The organism is Streptomyces mutabilis (genome assembly GCF_014649815.1).
GTDB classification, from domain to species: domain Bacteria; phylum Actinomycetota; class Actinomycetes; order Streptomycetales; family Streptomycetaceae; genus Streptomyces; species Streptomyces mutabilis.
Genome location: NZ_BMTT01000005.1, coordinates 236,673 through 255,123 on the forward strand (window position 1 = coordinate 236,673; position 18,451 = coordinate 255,123).

Consider the following 18,451-nt stretch of genomic DNA (forward strand, 5'->3'; position numbering starts at 1 on the left):
CTCGGTGCCCGAGTCCGGACACGGCGGTTTCGGGCGGTGTCACGCCTCCGTGTCGCATCGGCCCGGGAGACCTACGAGGCCCGCGGTGGTACGGGCGCCGGAGGCTGTCCGCAAGACGGGACGGGTCAGTCCAGCCCGGGACCATGATTTTCCGCCCCCGCGCCGGTCATGACCGGTACCCGCACGTACTGCAGGAAGGACGGGTCGATGTCAGACCTCATGGTGGACTCGTCTCGCTCGACGGCTACGCGTCCGCCGACGGCTGGCCGCGCCTCTGGGGCATGGAGGTACCCGAGTACCTCGCCTGGCTCGACGAGGACTCCGCGAGCGACGGCACCCCCGGTGCCGGGCGGCCCGTCGAGGACGGTGGGAACGTACTCGAGTAATTGGAGCCGGCCGTCGAACGTGCGGCTCTCGACCAGGTCCAGGGCGACGTCGGACTAGGGTTCGACTACTCCGGGAGGTGCGCCTCGGGGTCGTCGGGGCGGTGGTCGGGCAGGGCCGAACGGGCGGACGCCTCGTGGTGCAGCCGCAGGAACTCCAGATGGCGCTCGTACTGGTCGAGGACGTCCGCGATGAGCTGCTCCCTGGTGTAGCCCATCACGTCGTAGCCCTGGTTGCCCTCGGACAGCCGGACCTCGAAACGCACATAGGTGTCGTGGGTGCTGACCGAACGGGTCGCGAACCCGGGGGTCGGCGTCTCGACGGGCCAGACCTGGTAGACGAAGACGTCGCTCGGCCCGATCGGCACCTGCAGTCCGACGTGCGACAGGCCGTTCTCCTCGCTCACTCCTTCCAGCAGCGCCGCCTCCGCGCCCTGCTCCCGCAGCTCCGCGGTGACGTCCCGGAAGGCGGGACGGCACACGTCGTCGACGAAGCGGACGGCCGCCCGCCTGCCGGGGAACGTCATGGCCCGCGCCAGCCGTCGTCGCCAGTTCCGTGTTCCCGGTGGGGGCTGATCGGTGCGCCCGGACAGGGACGCCGGGAGCGAGGTGGTCAGTGCCTCCTCCCGCATACGTTCGGTACGCAGGGCCAGGTAGAGCCCGATCATGATCAGGAACATGACGACGGAGAACGGCAGGCCCATGATGATGGTGGCGTCGGTCAGTGCCTGCACCCCGCCCACCAGGAGCATAGCGAGGGTGAGCAGGCCTGTCGTCAGGGCCCAGAAGATGCGCAGCCAGGGTGCCGCGTCCGTCACCGGGGTCGGCAGGTCGGAGCTGAGATTTCCCATGACGAGTGCGCCGGAGTCCGCGGAGGTGACGTACAGCAGCAGCCCGACGAACGTCGCGAGGCCCGCGCTGAACAACGCACCCGGGTACTGCTCCAGCAGCCCGTAGAAGCCCTGCTCGGGCAGGGCCATCGCGGTTCGGCCGAAATCGGTGTTCCCGTCCCGCACGACGAACAGCGCGCTGTTGCCGAAGACCGCCAGGAAGAGACCGGTGAACAGGAACGGAATGATCAGCGTCGCGGCCACGAACTGACGCAGAGTGCGGCCACGGGAGATCCGTGCCAGGAAGAGACCCACGAACGGGGCCCAGGCGATCCACCAGGCCCAGAAGAAGAGCGTCCACGCGTTCAGCCACTCGGTGGGCTGGTCGTAGGCGAACGTGTTCAGGGTCATCGCGGGGAAGCCGCTGACGTAGTCCCCGACGTTCTGCACCAGCGCGTTCAGCAGCCTGAAGGGTTCGCCCACGATCAGGATGTAGAGCATGAGCAGGACGGCGAGGAGGACGTTGAGCTGGGACATCCGTCGGATGCCCTTGTCGACGCCCGCCACGGCGGACACCGTTGCCATCACCACCGCCACCACGATCAGGCCGATCTGCGCGGGCAACCCCTCGGGTACGTCGAACAGGACCTTCAAGCCGTAGTTCAGCTGCACCACGCCGATGCCGAGCGACACGGAGATGCCGAACACGGTGCCGATGATGGCCGCCAGATCCACGGCGTCGCCGATCCTCCCGTGGATGCGGCGGCCGATGACCGGGTAGAGCGCGGAGCGGATCGCGAGGGGCAGCCGGTACCGGAAGGCGAAGTAGCCGAGCACCATGCCCATCAGGGCGTACATCGCCCAGCCGGTGATGCCGTAGTGGAACAGTGTCCACACCACCGCCTGACGCGCCGCCTCGATGGTCTCCGGGGAGCCCTGCGGCGGCGCGAGGTAGTGGCTGACCGGCCCGGCGACGGAGAAGAACATCAGGTCGATGCCGATGCCCGCGGCGAACAGCATCGCCGCCCACGCGAAGAGACCGTAGTCCGGCTTGTAGTGCTTCGGGCCCAGCTTGATCGTGCCGTACTTGGACACGCCGATGAAGACGACGAACACCAGGTACAGCGTCGCGGCGAGGAAGTAGTACCACCCGAACCAGGACGAGATCTTGTCGACGGCCACGCCGATGGCCGTCTCCGCCCCGGACGGTGTGACGATCGCCCATGTCGAGATGGCGAGGATCAACGCGGCCGAACCGAAGAAGACGACGCGCTTGAGCGTGCCCGCGCCCGCCGGACGGGCTTCCTCGGTCGCTTCCTCCGGTGCCCCTGCGGTGCCCTTGTCGACTCCGGTCACGACTGCGTCCGGGGCGCGGCGCGGCCGGTGAGCAGGTCGGCGGCGCGTTCGGCGACGAGCAGTACGGTCACCATGGGGTTGATGGTGGGCATGGACGGGAACACCGACGCGTCCACGATGCGCACGCCGTCCACGCCGCGCAGTCTCAGCTGCGGGTCACAGACGGCCGTCGGGTCGTCCGCCGCCCCCATCCGGCAGGTGCCCGCCGGGTGGTAGACGGTGTGCGCGGCACGGCGCCCGTACTCGGAGAGGTCGGCGTCGGAGGTCACTTCCGGACCGGGTGCCACCTCCCGTAGGAGCCAGCCTCGCAAGGGGTCGGTGGCGGCGACCTCACGGGCGATCCGCAGGCCGTCGACGATGGTGCGTTCGTCGTGCCCTTCCGGGTCGGTGAAGTACTGGAAGTCGAGCGCGGGGTGCTCGGCGGGGTTGCTGCTGCGCAGCCACATGCGTCCCACGGACCGGGCACGCGGGACGTTCGGCGTCATGCACACTCCGTGTTCCGGAACGGGATGGCCGAGGCGTTCGGTGTTCACGGTGAACGGCACCTGGTAGAAGTGGAACATCAGGTCGGGTCGCGGCCGGCCCGCCTCGCGTCGTAGGAACAGGCCGGCGTCGGAGTCCATCGCGGAGTTCGGTGGCAACGGGCCGGCCGTCTCCCAGACGATCACTGATTCGGGATGGTCCAGCAGGTTCTCGCCAACCCCGGGCAGGTCGGTCCGTACGTCGATGCCCAGGCCGCGCAACTGGTCGGCGGGGCCGATGCCGGAGAGCATCAGCAGCCGCGGAGTGTCGATGGCGCCCGCGCACAGGAGCAGTTCGCGTTCCGCGCGCACGGTGGCGGGCAGGCCGTCGGGGCCGCGGACGGCGACACGGGTCAGCCTCCCCGACGCGTCGGTGAGCAGCCGGTGGGCCCATGTCTCCAGACGGAGTGTGAGGTTGGGACGGTCCAGGACCGGATGCAGGTAGGCGACGGAGGCGGAGGAGCGCAGATTGCCTTCCGGCTCGTAGGCCAGCGAGAAGAAGCCGACTCCGTCGGCGAAGGGTTCGGCGTTGAAGTCGTCGACCACCGGGACGCCGAGGGCGCGCGCGGCGGCGGTGACGAAATCCTTCGCGATCGGGTTACGGTCCGCTTCGGCCACCGGCACGATGTTGGTGCGCAGCCGGTCGCGGTAGGGGAGGACGGTCCGCGGATCCCAGCCGGCGCAGCCCCGGGCCACCCAGTCGTCGAGGTCCTGGGGGAGAGGCATGAAGCTGATCAGCGTGTTGTGGGAGGAGCAGCCGCCGAGCACGCGGGCACGCGAGTGCAGGATGTGGGAGTTGCCGCGGGGCTGCTCGACGGTCGTGTAGCCGTAGTCGAACTCCGAGCCGAGCAGGTTGATCCAGTTGCGCAGACGCAGGATCCGGTCGTCACCGACGTCGCTGGGGCCGCCCTCGACGACGCAGACCCGGCAGTCCGGATCCTCGCTCAGGCGTGCGGCGAGTACGCATCCGGCGGTACCGCCGCCGACGATGACGTAGTCGTAGGCGGTCTCCGGACCGTGCGGGGTGGTGGGGGAGGCCATCGGATGCCTTTCGTCCAAGCTCGTGCTACGGCGCGTCCGTACCGCTGGGGGCGTGAGGAGGGAGCGGAGGTGCCCGGTTCAGCCCTTGAACCAGCCGGAGGGGGCGGGGGAGAGGTTCTGGTAGATGTGCTTCGCCTCCTGGTACTCCCTCAACCCCGAGGGTCCGAGTTCGCGCCCCACACCCGAGTGACCGAAACCGCCCCACTCCGCCTGCGGCACATAGGGGTGGAAGTCGTTGATCCACACGGTGCCGTGCCGCAGCCGCTGGGCGACCCGCTGGGCGCGGCCGGCGTCGGAGGTCCACACACCGCCGGCCAGTCCGTAGCGGGTGTCGTTGGCCAGTTCCACCGCCTCGTCCTCGGTGTGGAAGCGTTCGACGGTGACGACCGGGCCGAACACCTCTTCCTGGACGATGCGCATGGACCTGTCGCAGTCGGCGAACACGGTCGGCAGCAGGAAGAAGCCGCGGCTCAGCGCGGGATCGTCCGGACGGGTGCCCCCGGTGACGAGCCGGGCGCCCTCCTCCAGGGCGGTGGCGATGTGCCGCTCGACCTTGGCACGGTGCTCGGCGGAGCTGAGCGGACCGCTCTCCGTGCCCTCCTCCATGCCGTTGCCGAGCCGGATCGCCCGGGCCCGGCGGGCAAGGGCCTCGACGAACCGGTCGTGCAGGGCGTTCTGCACCAGCAGCCGGGAACCGGCCGAACATACCTGGCCGGCGTGCAGGAAGGCCGCGTCGAGCGCGTAGTCCACGGCGGCGGCGAAGTCCGCGTCCTCGAAGACGACGTTGGGGTTCTTGCCGCCCAGTTCCAGGGCCACCTTCTTCGGCCCCTCGGCAGCGGCGGCCATGATGGCGCGTCCGGTGGCGAGACCACCGGTGAACGACACCAGGTCGACCTCGGGGTGGCTGGTGAGGGCGGCGCCGACGGTCGCGCCGGCTCCGAGGACCAAGTTGACGACACCGCGTGGCGCCCCGGCCTCCTCGATGAGCCGGATCATGGCGATCGTGGTGAGCGGGGTGACCTCGCTCGGCTTGAGGACGATGGTGTTCCCGGCGGCAAGCGCGGGCGCCACTTTCCACGACGCCTGGAGCAGAGGGTAGTTCCAGGGGGCGATGAGCGCGCACACCCCGACCGGCTGGTGGACGACGCGGCTGAGGACGTCCGGGCCGACGTCCACGACGCGGCCACCGTCCTTGTCGGCCAGTTCGCCGTAGTAGCGGAAGGCGTTCGCCACGTCCTCCACGTCGAGACGCGCCTCGGTCAGCGTCTTGCCGGTGTCCAGCGTCTCGGAACGGGCGATCTCCTCCTTGTCGCGCAGCAGCAGGGAGTGGACGCGCAGCAGGAGGTCGGCCCGTCGGCGGGTGGGAGCGTCGGCCCACTCCTCCTCGTCGAAGGCGCGGCGAGCGGCACGTACCGCGCGGTCCGTGTCGGTGGCGTCCGCCTCGTCGACGGTGGCGACGACGGAGGCGTCGTACGGGTTGAGTACTTCCCGCCGGCCGCCGGCCGCCCCTTGAGTCCATGCGCCGTCGATGTACAGATCGCTCACCGTGGTACCTCCTCTGCGACGGGTCGGTCCCGGGCAAACCGGGACATTACCGCCTGTTGTCGCTCGAGGTGTGGATATCGGCGCCTGTAGGCGGACCCTGTTCGTGGTGACGGTCGCGTACGGGGGTGCGCGGAGTGAGTGCTCACTCCGTAGGCACCGCGGCGCCGCACTCGGCGATCAGCGGGATCGCGGTCTGGATGATCATTTCGCGGCGCCGCTCCGGCGACGCCGGGCACGCTCGCCGAGCGGCGGGGCGGGCGCCGGTAGCTGTGGCTGTCGCCCGGTCCCGGCACGCCGCCTCAGCGACTCCCGCCACGGCTGCGGTGGGTGGAAGGCATCGTCCGGACATCGACGCGGTCCGCAGGTACTCCTCCATCAGCAGTCCCGAGGGCAGTCGCAGCAGTGCCGGCAGCACCGCGCCGTGGGGCAGGGGCCAAGTCGTCACCGTAGTTGTCGTCGTCGTTGATCTCGAAGCCCGCGGCGCTCGCCGTGACCCCACGCTGCCGTGCCTGCTGGGTGACGTCGGCATCAACGTCCGGGGCGCCGGCCGCCGTTACCCGATGCCGCCGATGCGTCCGCACGGGATGGGGTCCGCACCCGAGGGGAGCGAGGCATGCTACATTCTCGATCCTGAATATGGTTTCCATTATCGACAGAAAGTGTAGGTAGGCCACGTGCCTCCGCCTTCGACCTCCATACCGTCGGCAAGTGCGGACACGGCCGGCCCGGCCGAGGTGCCGGCGGCCGTACCCGCGGCGGCCGTGAAGGGCCGGCTCGCCTCCCGCAAGGCCCTGCTGCTCGGCTGCGCGGCGTTGACCGCGGTCCTGTTCGGTTCCGTCGTCGTCGCCATCGGGTTGGGGCCCGCGGTCATCACTCCGGGCGAGACCGCCCGCCATCTGTGGGCGGCTCTCAGCGGCGGGCACATCGGCCCGGACGAGGTGACGACGTATCAGATCGTCTGGCAGATCCGCACGCCCCGAGTTCTGCTGGCGGCACTGGTGGGGGCGGGGCTCAGCGCGATCGGCGTGGCGGTCCAGGCGCTGGTGCGCAACGCGCTGGCCGACCCCTTCGTCCTCGGTGTCTCCTCGGGCGCCTCCGTGGGTGCCGTCGGCGTCACGGTCACCGGAGGGCTGGCCGCACTCGGCATCTACGCGGTCTCCGTCGGCGCCTTCATCGGCGCGCTCGTCGCCTCGCTCCTGGTGTACGCCGCCTCCGTCAGCCGGGGCACGCTCTCGCCACTGCGCCTCGTTCTCACGGGTGTGGCCATGTCGCTCGGCTTCCAGGCCGTGATGAGCCTGATCGTCTACTTCGCGCCGGACAGCGAGGCGACGAGCATGGTCCTGTACTGGACGATGGGCAGCTTCGGCGCCGCGACCTGGGGCGCGCTGCCGGTCGTGTCCGTGGTGGTGCTGGCCGGAATCGCGGTCCTTCACCGGTACGGGCGGGTCATGGACGTGCTGGCCCTCGGCGACGAGACCGCCGCGAGCCTGGGAGTCGGTCCCGACCGGTACCGGAAGGGACTGTTGCTTCTCGTCTCGCTCGTCACGGGCGTCATGGTCGCCGTCAGCGGCGCCATCGCGTTCGTCGGGCTCGTCATGCCGCATGTGGTGCGGATGCTCGTCGGCGCCACTCACGCGCGCGTGCTCGCCGTGGCCCCACTGGTAGGAGCGATCTTCATGGTGTGGGTCGATCTGGCGGCACGAACCGTGGTCGCCCCGCGCGAACTGCCGCTCGGGGTCGTCACCGCGCTCGTCGGGGTGCCCGTCTTCATCGCCCTGATGCGTCGCAAGGGCTACACGTTCGGGGGACGCTGACATGGACCTGAGACTCGACGAACTCTCCGTTGTGACCGACGGCAGAACCCTCGTGCGTGCGTTGTCCCTGGAAGTCGCGGAGGGACAGGTCGTGGGGCTGGTCGGCCCCAACGGAAGCGGCAAGTCCACCGCACTGCGATGCGTGTACCGGGCGCTGCGCCCCAGCTCCGGAACCGTCTGGCTGGGCGAGCAGGACCTGACCCGGCTTCCGCTGCGCCACAGCGCCCGGACCGTCGCGGCGATGACACAGGACGGCGGCGTCGACTTCGACTTCACGGTCGAGGAGGTCGTCGCCCTGGGACGCGCGCCGCATCTGCGCGGGAACCAGGCGCTCAGTGGCCGCGAGCGCGAGCTGTGCGAGCGAGCGATGGACCAGCTCGACATCGGGCACCTCGCGCAGCGGGGGGTTCTGACGCTGTCGGGCGGCGAGCGTCAGCGCGTGCTGCTGGCACGCGCACTCGTGCAGGAACCGAAGATCCTCGTCCTCGACGAGCCGACCAATCACCTCGACGTCCGCCACCAGGTCGACCTGCTCTCGCTCCTGCGCGGGTCGGGGCTCACCGTCCTCGTCGTCCTGCACGACCTCAATCTCGCCGCGGCGGCCTGTGACCGGCTCGGCGTGCTCTCCCAGGGCCGCCTGGTAGCTTCCGGCGCGCCCGCGGAGGTGCTCACGACACAGCTGGTCGGTGACGTCTTCGGGGTGCGGGCCAGCGTCGTTCCGCACCCACTGACCGGCGACCCCCAACTGCTGTATTCGCTCAACTCGACCTGCTGAAAGGCTGTGCCCCGAATGCGCACGAACAGATCCCGTGCTGCCGTCCGGCAGCGTGCCGCCGTAGGATCCGCCCTGGCGGCTGCGCTGGTGCTCGGCGGTTGCGGTGCCGAGATCGAGCCGGACGCCAAGGCGTCCGGCGAGGTCACCGTCAAGCGCTGCGGGGAGCCGGTGCGGTACACGGTTCCCGAGCGTGCTGTCGCCTATGAGGGCGGCAGCGCGGACAAGCTGTTCGCCCTCGGCCTGACCGAGCATGTGCACGGCTATGTGATGCCTCCAGCCAATCCGCCGGTGAGCGAGTCCCCCTGGGCGTCCGAATACGCGAAGGTGAAGAAGCTCAGTGACGACCTCCTCAACAAGGAGGTCGTGGTCGAGGCCGAGTCCGACTTCGTGGTGGCCGGATGGAACTCCGGCTTCAAGGACGAGCGGGGTATCACACCCGAGATTCTGGACAAGCTCGGCATCCAGAGCTTCATGCACACCGAGAGCTGCTTCAACTACCCCGAGTACCCCGAGAAGGTGGCCCCCTTCGAGGCTCTCTACACCGACCTCGAACGACTCGGCAAGATCTTCCGGGTCGAGAAGAAGGCCACGGAGGTGGTCGACGCGTTGCGGAAGCGAGTGAAGGAGGTGGAGGCCCAGGCCCCGGCGGGTGAGCCGGTGCCGGTGTTCCTCTACGACTCCGGCACCGACCAGCCGTTCACCGCGGGCAACCAGGTGCCGCCCAACGACATCATCGAGAAGGCGGGCGGCAGGAACGTCTTCGACGGCCTCGACGAGCGCTGGACCCAGGTCAGCTGGGAATCCGTCGCCGAGGCCGAGCCCGAGGTCGTCGTCATCCTCGACTACGGCGACCTGCCGGCCGAAAAGAAGATCGACTTCTTGAAGAAGTCCCCCCACACCAGGGCACTTCCCGCCGTGAAGAAAAACAACTTCTTCGTACTCGACTACAACGAGGGCATCAGCGGCCCCCGTAACATCGACGGCCTGGAGAAGTTCGCCGCGTACGTGCGCGAACTCCGGGGCTGAGCCGCCCGCGCACCCGCCGACGACAGGACACCAGCGTGGCGCCGGCCCGCCGCCCCTCGGACACCGAGGTACGTCCGCCGGCCGTGCTCTCGTCGTCGGTGCCGGCCGGTCCGTCCTGGGGGCGGCCTTATGTCGGGAGAGGCGGCACCGGTCACGTCTGACGGGCCGGACGTGGCCTGTTGCCGCGCCGCGGGCACGGTGACCTCCGGCCCCGGACGCGTCTCAGTCCGCGTCCGAGCTGCGTGCCGTGAGGATGCGGACGGTGCGTGACCCGGTGTGCCCGTCCCGCCCGTGCCAGCAGCGGTAGTTGTCGAGAACCAGGATGTCACCCGCGCCGAGCCGGAAGCGGGGGAGTGATGCCTCGGCAGCGTGCACGGCGTCGCCGAAGCGGGCGAGGTGGGCGCGGACCCGTTCCGTGTCCGGGTCGCGGTACATCGGTACGGCCCCGTCCGTGCGACGGACGATGCGCCGTCCGGCGCGAGTGAACTCCACGTGCCGCCCGACCCGGGGAGTGGCCGGGAGCCCTCGCAGGCCCACCCAGGCGCCGTACAGGTCGACGTCGGAGCCGGTGAGGAAGGCGCTCAGTTCGGGGTCGCCGGAGGCGAGGTCGTCCACGAAGGCGTAGGCGTCCAGTGCGAAGGAGTCGCCGGCGTGGGGAGCCGGGCGGACGCACTGGACGAGGACGTGGTCCTCGTCGGGGTGACGCCGACGACGGGGGACTCCTTTGATGTCGACGACGAGGTCGAAGCCGTCGGCGTGCAGGTGGACGGGACCGCCGTCGCGCGAGGTGCGCTCCCGGTGCGGGTACAGCTCGCGGAGGCGGTCGCCGATGACCTGGGCCGCGGCGACCACAAGGGCGTCGGACGTGTTCTCGTGGCCGGTGAGGATCACCGCCCCGTCGCGGGACAGTGATGCGCGTGCCTCATCGACCCTGTCGAGCGGGACACGCTGCGGCGTGATGCCCGCGTCGGCGGGACGCTCGTGCGGACCCTGGGAGTGAACGGGTGCGTGCATGGCTCCAGGCTGCTCCTCGATCAGTGGGAAGGGTCCTTCCCACGCCGGTCGGTGGTCGTCGTCGCGGGCGTGTGGGAGAAGGCGCGGGTGCTGGGAACGAGGGCCGCGGCGGCCGGTGCCGCGAAACAGACGACCGCGCAGCCCGCGAGGACCGCCGTGGCACCGAAGACGTCGATGGCGGGGGCGATGACGGCGAGTCCGACCGGGGCGAGGCCGTAGGAGAGCAGGAAGTCCAGGGAGGAGACCCGGGCCAGCTTGTCCGGGGCCACCTCGCGCTGGGCGGCGGTGAACCACGGCACGTTGAACAGCTCGATACCGATGCCCGCGACGGCGTAGGCGGCCATCACGACGACAGGGTGCACGGGGAACACGAGGCTGAGCGGCGCGAATCCGTATGCGGCGAGGCCGGCCAGGGCGGCCCGGCCCGGGGAGCGGGGGCGCCAGCGGGCGATGAGCACAGCACCGGCCAGCGCTCCGGCGGTGTAGGCGGTCATCGCGCCCGCGAGGACGACCTCGGTGCCGTACTCGTCCCTGCTGACCAGGGGGAGAGCGACGCCGGTCGCGGAGTAGCCGGTGGCTATGACGGCGGTCAGCGCGCCCAGGCCGGCGAGGAACCACGGGTGCCTTCGGGCCTCGCGGATGCCCTCGGCGAACTCGGTGAGGAACGAGGCCCTGCCCGTACCGGCCGAGGGCTCGGACGCGGCGTCGGCGGTGCCGGGCCGCGCGCCGCGTCCGGGGACGCACGCGGCGACGAGCCAGAGCAGCCCGACGCCCACCAGCAGCGCCCCGGTGTCCAGGAACACGGCGAGCAGCGCGGCCAACGAGGGTCCCACGAGCGTGGTGGCCCGCACGGCCAAGGTCATGGCGGCGTTGGCCTGCTGCCTGCGGTCGGCTTCCACCACCTCGGCGGTCAGAGCCTGGTAGGCGGGACGGCAGGCACCCTGTCCGGCGCCGGCCACCGCGGCGGCCGTGGCCATCAGCAGCACCGAGCGGTCCAGTCCGGCGGCGAGCACGGGGGACGCGGCACCGGCGGCGAGCCCCGCCCACAGGACGACGCCCCGGCGGGAGTGCCGGTCGGCCAGCACCCCGGCCAAGGGAACCGCGGCGAGGAATCCCGCGGTTCGGGCGGCGAGCAGCAGTCCGAGGTCGGTGGCGGTGAGTGTCCGGTCGAGGACCGCGAGACCGAGCACGAACGGCAGGGCCCAGGTGGCCAGGCCCGACGCCGTGGCGCCCGTCCAGAGGCGGAGGAAGGCGAGGTCGAGCAGGACGGTGCGCCGCCGCCCGGGTCGGGCCTCCACGGCGTCGGGAAGGGCGGATGGGGTGGGCACGATGGTGCGCTCCTGTCGTGTGCGGGGTCGGCGGGCCGGACGCGATGCGGCCACAACGGCCCTGACCAGTTCGGGGGATGGGTTATGCCGCCGACCGTCGGCACGGGGCGGGCGAGCGGGGTGGCGGTGTGTCGGCAACAGACTACCGCAATGACAATCATTTCCATTAGTGTGCTGTCGGCCCGCCGGTTCCTCGGCGTGAGCCGTCCCTGTGCTGTCCACCGGAGGGTCCATGCGCTGCCCCGCACGTCCCGGGAGCATGTCCACCGGTCCTCGCGCTGACGCCCGCTCGCTCCTCGTCGGCCGTGGAGCCCGCCGACGACTCCCGCCGGGCGACGGCCGGACGTGCGACGACCGTGACGGGCCGCCGCCGACTCGTCCGGGCGGGCGGCAGGCGGACGGCCACCCGTCATCGGCCCGGCCGGACCTGGCCACCTAGCACACCCGACGACTCGTCATCGACCAGGAAGGACCCACGAATGGACCGGAACACGACCGGCCCCGCTCTTCTCGAGCAGTTGCCCCCACCGCTGCCCGCGGACCGGATCATCGCCCTGAACCAGCCGAAGGGCGACCTGCACACCACCCGCTCCTACGAATGGAACGGATGGACCTTCGACGTTCCGCCAGGCGTCTTCATACCCGGCTGGACCAGCCGCCTGATCCACGAACGGCTGCTCGACGGCCGCATCGAGACCCGCGGCCGCCGTTACGCCGCCATGGGCGTCGGCCTCGGCGTCGAGGCCGTGACAGCGGGCACCCGGGGTGCCCGGGAGATCCACGCGATCGACGTCCACCCGGAGAGCGTGGCCGCGACCACCCGCCACTACCGGTGCCTCGTCGGCGAGCGCCCGGACACCGCGTTCCTCCCCGTCGTGAGCGATGTCTTCGAGGCCCTCCCGGACGAAGTCCGGCTGGACGTCATCACCTTCAACCCGCCCGCCGTCAGCCAGACCGTCAGCGACGACCCCGACGTCGTACGCAACGTCTGCGTGGGCGCACCGCTGATCGCGACGTTCTTCGCCCAGATCGCGGAGAAGGACCTTCTCGCACCCGGCGGCGAGATCCACCTCATCGCCTCCAACACCGCAGACCTGCGCGCCCTCGTGCAACACGCCGTGGACCACGGGTTCCGTCCCCGGATCGACCACCTCCACGACTGGCGGGACGGCGTGCTGACCTTCCTGTTCCGCATCACCCATGACGCGCCCCGTTCCGGAGGACGACGATGAAGAACACCGACGAACTCCTCGCCGGCGTACTGAACGGCGAACACGGGCCCCTTCCCTCCGAACTCGTGGCCACCAGCGTCTTCTGGGTGCACCACGGAACCCGACTGGCCGGTGGCAACACCACCTACCTCAACCAGTACGTCCTCGTCCGCCTGGGCGGCTCGTTCGGCGGCTGCGCCTTCGAGGCGGGCGAGGTCGACCCGTCCCTGTGCCGCGACGCCTCCGGCGCCCCCCTCGACACCCTGCTGCGCGACGCGCCCCGCCCGCTGCGGACCGCCGCACTGGACGCCTACCTGAGCGCGGTCCGACCGCACCGGGAGGCGGACGAGGCGGAACCGGTCACCCTGCCCGCGGGGGCACCCGAGACCCGTGCGCAAGCCCGGGACGCGGCCATCGCCGGGCTCCTGGACATCGAGGCCGGTGCGCGGGTCGGTCTGATCGGCGTGGTGAACCCGCTCGTCGCGGCCATCCGCGAGCGCGGCGGTGCGCCCCTGCTCTGCGACTTCAACCTCCGCACCACCCAGTGGGGCGACCCGGTCACCGACGACATGCACCAACTCCTCGACACCGCCGACGCCGTGGTCGCCACCGGCATGACCCTAGGCAACGGCAGCTTCGACACCGTCCTGGCCCGTTGCCGCGAGCGCGGCGTGCCCCTGGTGGTCTACGCCCAGACGGGCAGCGCCGTGGCACGCGCGTTCCTCGGGGCGGGCGTGACGGCCCTGTCCGCGGAACCCTTCCCCTTCTCCCAGTTCAGCGCCGAACCCACGACCCTGTACCGCTACCGTGCGGCGGCCGGCGCATGACGTCAGCCACCCGCCGACCGATGCCGCCGGCCGCCGCGGCCCGTGGGACGGCGGGCACCGGACACGCCGCCTGCCATCACGGCGAGATCCTCCAAGGCGTCTTCCTCGACGAACGGCGCCGCCCCTGCCACGGTCTGGTCACCCTGCCGATGACCGGCCGGGGCAGCACGGCCGGCTTCACGCACCGGCCCGGCAGTCCAGCCGACGAGGTGACGGTGACGCCCGACGGCCGGTCGAAGGCCCGGACGGCAGCCGTCCTCGCGATGCGGGAGTGCTCGGCGCGCCTCGGTGAGGAACCGTGCGGCGGGGAGCTGACGCTCACCGGTGACCTCCCCGTCGGACTCGGTATGGGCTCCTCCACCAGCGACGTCATCGCGACGGTGCGCGCGGTCGCCGACTCGCGGGGTCTGCTCCTGCCACCGGAGACCATCGCCCGGCTCGCGGTGCGCGCCGAGGGCGCCAGCGACCCGCTGATGCACGGCTCCCGTCCGCTGCTCTTCGCACAACGGGAGGGCCGCGTCCTCGAAACCCTGGGCTCCGCACTGCCGCCCGCGGTGGTGGTCGGATGTGCGCTCGGCGGAAGCGAACCGGTCGACACCCTCGCCCTGCCGGTCCTCGTCCAGGACGGCGACCTCACCGCGTACGAGCACCTGCGCCGGATGCTGCGCCGGGCGGTGACCGATGCCGACACGGCCCTGCTGGGCAGGGTGAGCACGGCCAGCGCCCGCCTGCGTCAACGCGTCCTGCGGCACCAGGAGTTCCCGGCACTCACCGGCATTGCCGACAGCGTGGGCGCCGTCGGGGTGCAGATCGCCCACAGCGGCAACGTCGCCGGCATCCTCTTCGACCCCCGCGTTCCCGGCCTGAGGCGCCGGCTGCGCCGTTGCGCCCGCGCCTTGGAGCGCGAAGGCATCGCGTCGACCCGGACCTTCACCACGTTCGCGACCCCCACCAGCGAGGAGCTCCCCCGTGGACGAACACATCTCGGAAGCAATCGGCCGTCCGGACCTGATATGCCTCGACGGCTCACTCGCCTGCCTGCGGTTTGAGACGATGAAGGTCGTCTCCGCCCTGGCCGCCGTACGCCACCTGCTCGACACCGGAACCGTCCGGCGCGGCGACACCCTCATCGACAGCTCCAGCGGCATCTACGCCTACGCCCTCGCCCTGGCCTGCCACCGCTACGGCATGCACTGCCACATCGTCGGCTCCACCACAGTCGACCACACCCTGCGCACCCAACTCGACGTCCTCGGCGCGCACCTGGAGCAGATGCAGCCCAGCACGGACCTCAAGCTGGACCAGAGCCGCCGTGTCGCCCGCGTCAGGGAGATCCTGCGCGAACACCCCGACTACCACTGGATGCGCCAGTACCACGACGACGTCCACTACCTCGGCTACGAGGCCGTGGCCGAACGGATCCAGGAGGAGACCGGCGCCGGGTCCCTGACCCTCGTCGGCGGAGTGGGATCAGGCGCCTCCACCGGCGCCCTCGCCCACTACCTGCGCAAACGTTCCGTCGATGTGCGACTCGTCGGCGTCCAGCCGTTCGGCAGCGTCACCTTCGGCAGCGACCACGTCGCCGACCCGGAGATCATCATCGCCGGCATCGGCAGTTCCATCCCATTCGGTAACGTGCGCCACGACCTCTACGACACCGTCCACTGGATCGCCTTCGACGCCGCCCTCGCCGGGAGCGTCGACCTGCTGCGCCGGCACGCCGTCTTCGCCGGCTTGTCCAGCGGCGCCGCCTACCTCGCCGCCCGCTGGGAACGCGATGAGGAGCCCGAGCGGACGGCGCTGTTCATCGCCGCCGACACCGGCCACCGCTACGTCGACACCGTCTTCGTCCGGCACGCGGAGGCGGCGCGGGTGGAGGACCTGGCACCCCGTCAGGTGTCCGGCACGGACGCACTCGCTCTGCCGTGGTCGCGCCTGAACTGGAACGGCTCGCCCGCTCCCGGGGCAGCGGTCCTCCGGTAGCCGGTCACGGAAGGCGGCGCCGCGCCGCGGACGCGCGCTGGAGGAGACCGGGCATCTGTGGACGGAGTACGCCCACGACGGCGGAACGGGCGGCGTGCCCCGGGAGTCGTCGCCGCGGCGGAGCCCGTCCCATGGCACATCCGCCGTCGACAACCGGGGCGCGGCCCGCACCGGCGCCCGCGTCAGGCGGGCCGCGTTCGCCCTGCCCACCGGGGACGACACACACCTCGACGACACCTTCGAGAGTGCCGACGTGCGGGGCAGGTGGCTCCTGGTGCTCGCCCGCTGCGGCTTCTCCGCCCCGCCCGCCCGTGTACTCGATGCGTTGCCGGCCGAGTTCCGGGCCGCAGGCGACGGCCGGGGCGAGGCCGCAGCCCTCAGCACCCGTGCCACGTCGGCCGTCTACGAGGGCGACTTCGCGGCCCTGCGGAGGAACGCGGAGAGCAGCGCGGACCTCTTCGCCGCTGCGCCGCGGCCTGGGTCGCCGTACGTACCGAGCGCACCGTCTGGGCCGCCCGCCGCGCCTGAACCGGCTCAGAGGCCGCGCCTGCCGCGACCGAGCGAGCACCGGCCTGAGCCGGTACCAGCGGGCGAACCGGAGGCGGGGCCGCCCGCGCCGTAGGGCAGGCCGTCACCCCGTTAGGGTTGCCATCATGAACCGATGGGAGCAGCTGACCGGTGGCAGGTCGGGTGAGGAGTACGCCGCCCGGTTCGCCGAGCTCGCCGAGCGCGGACAGGACGTCCACGGCGAGGCACGATTGTGCGCCACGCTGGTGCCTCCCGGGGCACGGGTGCTGGACGCCGGCTGCGGCACCGGGCGGGTCCTGATCCAACTCGCCCAGATCGGTTACGACGGGGTGGGCGTGGACCAGGACGCTTCCATGCTGGCCGTGGCACGTCGCGACGCGCCACGGCTGACCTGGCTGCAGGCCGACCTCGCCGACTTCGACCCAGCCGCCGCGGGCGTCGGCTCCGGCTTCGACCTCGTCGTCGCGGCAGGCAACGTCTTCCCGCTCCTCGCGCCGGGCACGGAGGCTGCCGTCGCTGCCGGGCTGGCCCAGGCACTGCGCCCAGGCGGCCTGCTCGTCGCCGGCTTCGGCCTGGACCGCGAGCATCTCCCCGTGCCTCCGAGCCTCACGCTGGCGGATTACGACGCCCACTGCACCGCTGCCGGCCTCACTCTCACCGACCGCTTCGCCACCTGGGACGCCGACCCCTACGACGGCGGCGGTTACGCGGTCAGCGTCCATCAGCGCTGACGCCGGGAGGGGGCGCCAGGAGGCCCCGGGCTGCCGCACGAAGCACCACCAGGGCGCGCGCTCGGCCCACGCTGTTCACCTCGGCGTTTCGACGAGCCCACCGGCGCGGGCGCCCATGTCGCCGTGGAGTCCCTCGAGGGGCATGGCGCGACCGGGCGGACACCTTCGACTTCTCGAACTGCGCGACGATGCCGGGTGGGAGCCGGGCAAGGCGCGTTCTACTGGGTTGAAGCTCCGCGCGCCGTGCGGAACCGTCGACGTAGGGGTTGTCGGATCGGTCCCGGCCGGGGCGCGCAATGAACGTCGCTGATCGGACGTTATCCGAGTGATCCTCGGGTACTCGCCTTGGCATGCCGAGGCCGCGACCTGGTCTCGGCGACGGCTGCGACGAACCCAGCAGAGAGGAAGCCTGTCGGATGAGCACGGTCAAGGAAGCGGTGGAAGTCGGCGTTCCTGTGCACACCGCCTACAACCAGTGGACCCAGTTCGAGGAGTTCCCGCACTTCATGGAGGGGGTGGAGGAAGTCAGGCAGCTCGATGAGCGCCGCAACCACTGGACCACCACGGTCAGCGGGGTGAAGCGCGAGTTCGAGACCGAGATCGTCGACCAGCTCCCCGACGAGCGGATCACGTGGCGCACCACCACGGGTGACAGCAGGCAGAAGGGCACGGTCCACTTCCAGCGGCTGGACGACACGCACACTCGAGTCGAGCTCGTCATGGACGTCGAGCCCACGGGCATCGCGGAGAAGACCGGTGACATGCTGGGAGTGATCGACCGGCGGGTGAAGGGCGACATGCAGCGCTTCAAGGAGTACATCGAGGCTCGTGACGGCGAGACCGGAGCCTGGCGAGGGCACATCAGGCCGGGTGACTGATCCCCGTCGGCCGAGTACTGATCGCCGTCGACGTCGCGGCTCTCTCCTAACTCACCGGCATCGGCGCCGTCTGCCACGTGCGGAAGGCGCTCGAAAACGCCTGACCAGCAAGCGAGTTGGAGGGAAGCAAGGGCCGGCTTCCCTCGGGGGGAAGCCCGGCCGACCCGGTCGTCTCGAACCGGGAGGAAGATCAGTCGAGGCAGAACTCGTTGCCCTCGACATCCTGCATCACCAGGCACGACTCGTTCTCCTCGTCGGCGGTCAGCAGCCGCACGCGCACCCCGCCGAGCGCGACCAGTCGCGCGCATTCGGCCTCGAGTGCGGCCACGCGCTCCTCACCCACGAGTCCGGTACCGGCCCGCACATCGAGATGCAACCGGTTCTTGACGACCTTCCCCTCGGGGACGCGCTGGAAGTACAGTCGCGGGCCCGCCCCCGAGGGGTCACTGGCCACGAACCACGTATCCCGCTTCTCCGGCGGCAGCGTGCGATTGAAATCGTCCCACGTGGCGAACCCCTCCGGGGGCGGCGGCGCGACGTACCCCAGTACCTCGCACCAGAAGCGACCGACCCGCTCGGGTGACGCGCAGTCGAAGGTGACTTGGACCTGCTTGACCGATGACATCGGGCCACCATAGCAACGGAATTCCGAGGTGGGCG

General features: G+C 71.0%; 17 protein-coding genes and 1 pseudogene. 11 read left to right on the top strand and 7 right to left on the bottom strand.

Annotated elements, in window-relative coordinates; translation table 11 throughout:
• Positions 1-143 precede the first annotated feature (143 nt).
• The gene (locus tag IE142_RS36580) at positions 144-386 is read left to right on the top strand and encodes a hypothetical protein (RefSeq protein WP_229830510.1); all 243 of its coding nucleotides are present in this window, start codon (positions 144-146) and stop codon (positions 384-386) included.
• Between the two features lie 65 nt (positions 387-451).
• Here the strand turns inward: IE142_RS36580 and betT are convergent, their stop codons facing one another.
• From betT to IE142_RS14040, 4 genes and pseudogenes are all read right to left on the bottom strand, one after another.
• Positions 452-2,569, bottom strand: a complete 2,118-nt coding sequence (betT, locus tag IE142_RS14025) for a choline BCCT transporter BetT (RefSeq protein WP_191886057.1) — start codon at positions 2,567-2,569, stop codon at positions 452-454.
• Positions 2,566-4,131 (bottom strand): GMC family oxidoreductase, encoded by a 1,566-nt coding sequence (locus IE142_RS14030; RefSeq protein ID WP_191886058.1) that lies wholly within the window; start codon positions 4,129-4,131, stop codon positions 2,566-2,568. The genes betT and IE142_RS14030 overlap by 4 nt, the downstream gene beginning before the upstream one ends.
• 78 nt (positions 4,132-4,209) lie before the next feature.
• Complete coding sequence (locus tag IE142_RS14035) at positions 4,210-5,676, bottom strand: aldehyde dehydrogenase family protein (RefSeq protein ID WP_191886059.1); 1,467 nt, start codon at positions 5,674-5,676, stop codon at positions 4,210-4,212.
• A 194-nt stretch (positions 5,677-5,870) separates the two neighbouring features.
• Positions 5,871-6,158: pseudogene (locus IE142_RS14040) on the bottom strand (DUF2201 family putative metallopeptidase); the annotation flags it as partial.
• A 312-nt stretch (positions 6,159-6,470) separates the two neighbouring features.
• Between IE142_RS14040 and IE142_RS14045 the strand changes: the two are divergent.
• From IE142_RS14045 to IE142_RS14055, 3 genes are read left to right on the top strand one after another with little or no spacing between them, the layout of a single operon-like run.
• Positions 6,471-7,490, top strand: a complete 1,020-nt coding sequence (locus IE142_RS14045; RefSeq protein WP_043377384.1) for a FecCD family ABC transporter permease — start codon at positions 6,471-6,473, stop codon at positions 7,488-7,490.
• Between the two features lies 1 nt (position 7,491).
• Complete coding sequence (locus IE142_RS14050; protein WP_043376613.1) at positions 7,492-8,265, top strand: ABC transporter ATP-binding protein; 774 nt, start codon at positions 7,492-7,494, stop codon at positions 8,263-8,265.
• A gap of 15 nt (positions 8,266-8,280) precedes the next feature.
• Positions 8,281-9,291, top strand: a complete 1,011-nt coding sequence (locus IE142_RS14055; protein ID WP_191886060.1) for an ABC transporter substrate-binding protein — start codon at positions 8,281-8,283, stop codon at positions 9,289-9,291.
• A gap of 222 nt (positions 9,292-9,513) precedes the next feature.
• Here the strand turns inward: IE142_RS14055 and IE142_RS14060 are convergent, their stop codons facing one another.
• Entirely contained in the window at positions 9,514-10,305 is a 792-nt protein-coding gene (locus IE142_RS14060; RefSeq protein WP_191886061.1) for a TauD/TfdA family dioxygenase, read from the bottom strand.
• Positions 10,306-10,325: 20 nt separating this feature from the next.
• A complete protein-coding gene (locus tag IE142_RS14065) occupies positions 10,326-11,633 on the bottom strand; it encodes an MFS transporter (RefSeq protein ID WP_191886062.1) in 1,308 nt (435 codons plus the stop codon).
• 479 nt (positions 11,634-12,112) lie between these two features.
• Between IE142_RS14065 and IE142_RS14070 the strand changes: the two genes are divergently transcribed.
• From IE142_RS14070 to IE142_RS14100, 7 genes are all read left to right on the top strand, one after another.
• The gene (locus tag IE142_RS14070) at positions 12,113-12,865 is read left to right on the top strand and encodes a class I SAM-dependent methyltransferase (RefSeq protein ID WP_191886063.1); all 753 of its coding nucleotides are present in this window, start codon (positions 12,113-12,115) and stop codon (positions 12,863-12,865) included.
• Entirely contained in the window at positions 12,862-13,671 is an 810-nt protein-coding gene (locus tag IE142_RS14075; RefSeq protein ID WP_191886064.1) for a Rossmann-like domain-containing protein, read from the top strand. The genes IE142_RS14070 and IE142_RS14075 overlap by 4 nt, the downstream gene beginning before the upstream one ends.
• The gene (locus tag IE142_RS14080) at positions 13,668-14,720 is read left to right on the top strand and encodes a GHMP family kinase ATP-binding protein (protein ID WP_191886065.1); all 1,053 of its coding nucleotides are present in this window, start codon (positions 13,668-13,670) and stop codon (positions 14,718-14,720) included. Before IE142_RS14075 ends, IE142_RS14080 begins: the two co-directional genes overlap by 4 nt.
• Positions 14,641-15,654 carry a pyridoxal-phosphate dependent enzyme gene (locus IE142_RS14085; protein WP_191886066.1) on the top strand — a complete coding sequence of 338 codons (1,014 nt, stop codon included), beginning with the start codon at positions 14,641-14,643 and terminating at the stop codon, positions 15,652-15,654. Before IE142_RS14080 ends, IE142_RS14085 begins: the two co-directional genes overlap by 80 nt.
• A 94-nt stretch (positions 15,655-15,748) precedes the next feature.
• Complete coding sequence (locus IE142_RS14090; protein WP_191886067.1) at positions 15,749-16,276, top strand: hypothetical protein; 528 nt, start codon at positions 15,749-15,751, stop codon at positions 16,274-16,276.
• Between the two features lie 31 nt (positions 16,277-16,307).
• A complete protein-coding gene (locus IE142_RS14095) occupies positions 16,308-16,913 on the top strand; it encodes a class I SAM-dependent methyltransferase (RefSeq protein WP_191886068.1) in 606 nt (201 codons plus the stop codon).
• A 416-nt stretch (positions 16,914-17,329) separates the two neighbouring features.
• Positions 17,330-17,791: an SRPBCC family protein gene (locus tag IE142_RS14100; RefSeq protein WP_191886069.1), complete on the top strand. Its 462-nt coding sequence runs from the start codon at positions 17,330-17,332 to the stop codon at positions 17,789-17,791.
• Between the two features lie 190 nt (positions 17,792-17,981).
• Here the strand turns inward: IE142_RS14100 and IE142_RS14105 are convergent, their stop codons facing one another.
• Positions 17,982-18,416 (bottom strand): VOC family protein, encoded by a 435-nt coding sequence (locus IE142_RS14105; protein ID WP_191886070.1) that lies wholly within the window; start codon positions 18,414-18,416, stop codon positions 17,982-17,984.
• Positions 18,417-18,451 lie beyond the last annotated feature (35 nt).

Coding starts and splice junctions, on each gene's coding strand:
- IE142_RS36580 (WP_229830510.1), top strand. CDS start 144: ATGATTTTCCGCCCCCGCGCCGGTCATGACCGGTACCCGCACGTACTG.
- IE142_RS14030 (WP_191886058.1), bottom strand. CDS start 4,131: ATGGCCTCCCCCACCACCCCGCACGGTCCGGAGACCGCCTACGACTAC.
- IE142_RS14050 (WP_043376613.1), top strand. CDS start 7,492: ATGGACCTGAGACTCGACGAACTCTCCGTTGTGACCGACGGCAGAACC.
- IE142_RS14055 (WP_191886060.1), top strand. CDS start 8,281: ATGCGCACGAACAGATCCCGTGCTGCCGTCCGGCAGCGTGCCGCCGTA.
- IE142_RS14060 (WP_191886061.1), bottom strand. CDS start 10,305: ATGCACGCACCCGTTCACTCCCAGGGTCCGCACGAGCGTCCCGCCGAC.
- IE142_RS14070 (WP_191886063.1), top strand. CDS start 12,113: ATGGACCGGAACACGACCGGCCCCGCTCTTCTCGAGCAGTTGCCCCCA.
- IE142_RS14075 (WP_191886064.1), top strand. CDS start 12,862: ATGAAGAACACCGACGAACTCCTCGCCGGCGTACTGAACGGCGAACAC.
- IE142_RS14080 (WP_191886065.1), top strand. CDS start 13,668: ATGACGTCAGCCACCCGCCGACCGATGCCGCCGGCCGCCGCGGCCCGT.
- IE142_RS14095 (WP_191886068.1), top strand. CDS start 16,308: ATGAACCGATGGGAGCAGCTGACCGGTGGCAGGTCGGGTGAGGAGTAC.
- IE142_RS14100 (WP_191886069.1), top strand. CDS start 17,330: ATGAGCACGGTCAAGGAAGCGGTGGAAGTCGGCGTTCCTGTGCACACC.
- IE142_RS14105 (WP_191886070.1), bottom strand. CDS start 18,416: ATGTCATCGGTCAAGCAGGTCCAAGTCACCTTCGACTGCGCGTCACCC.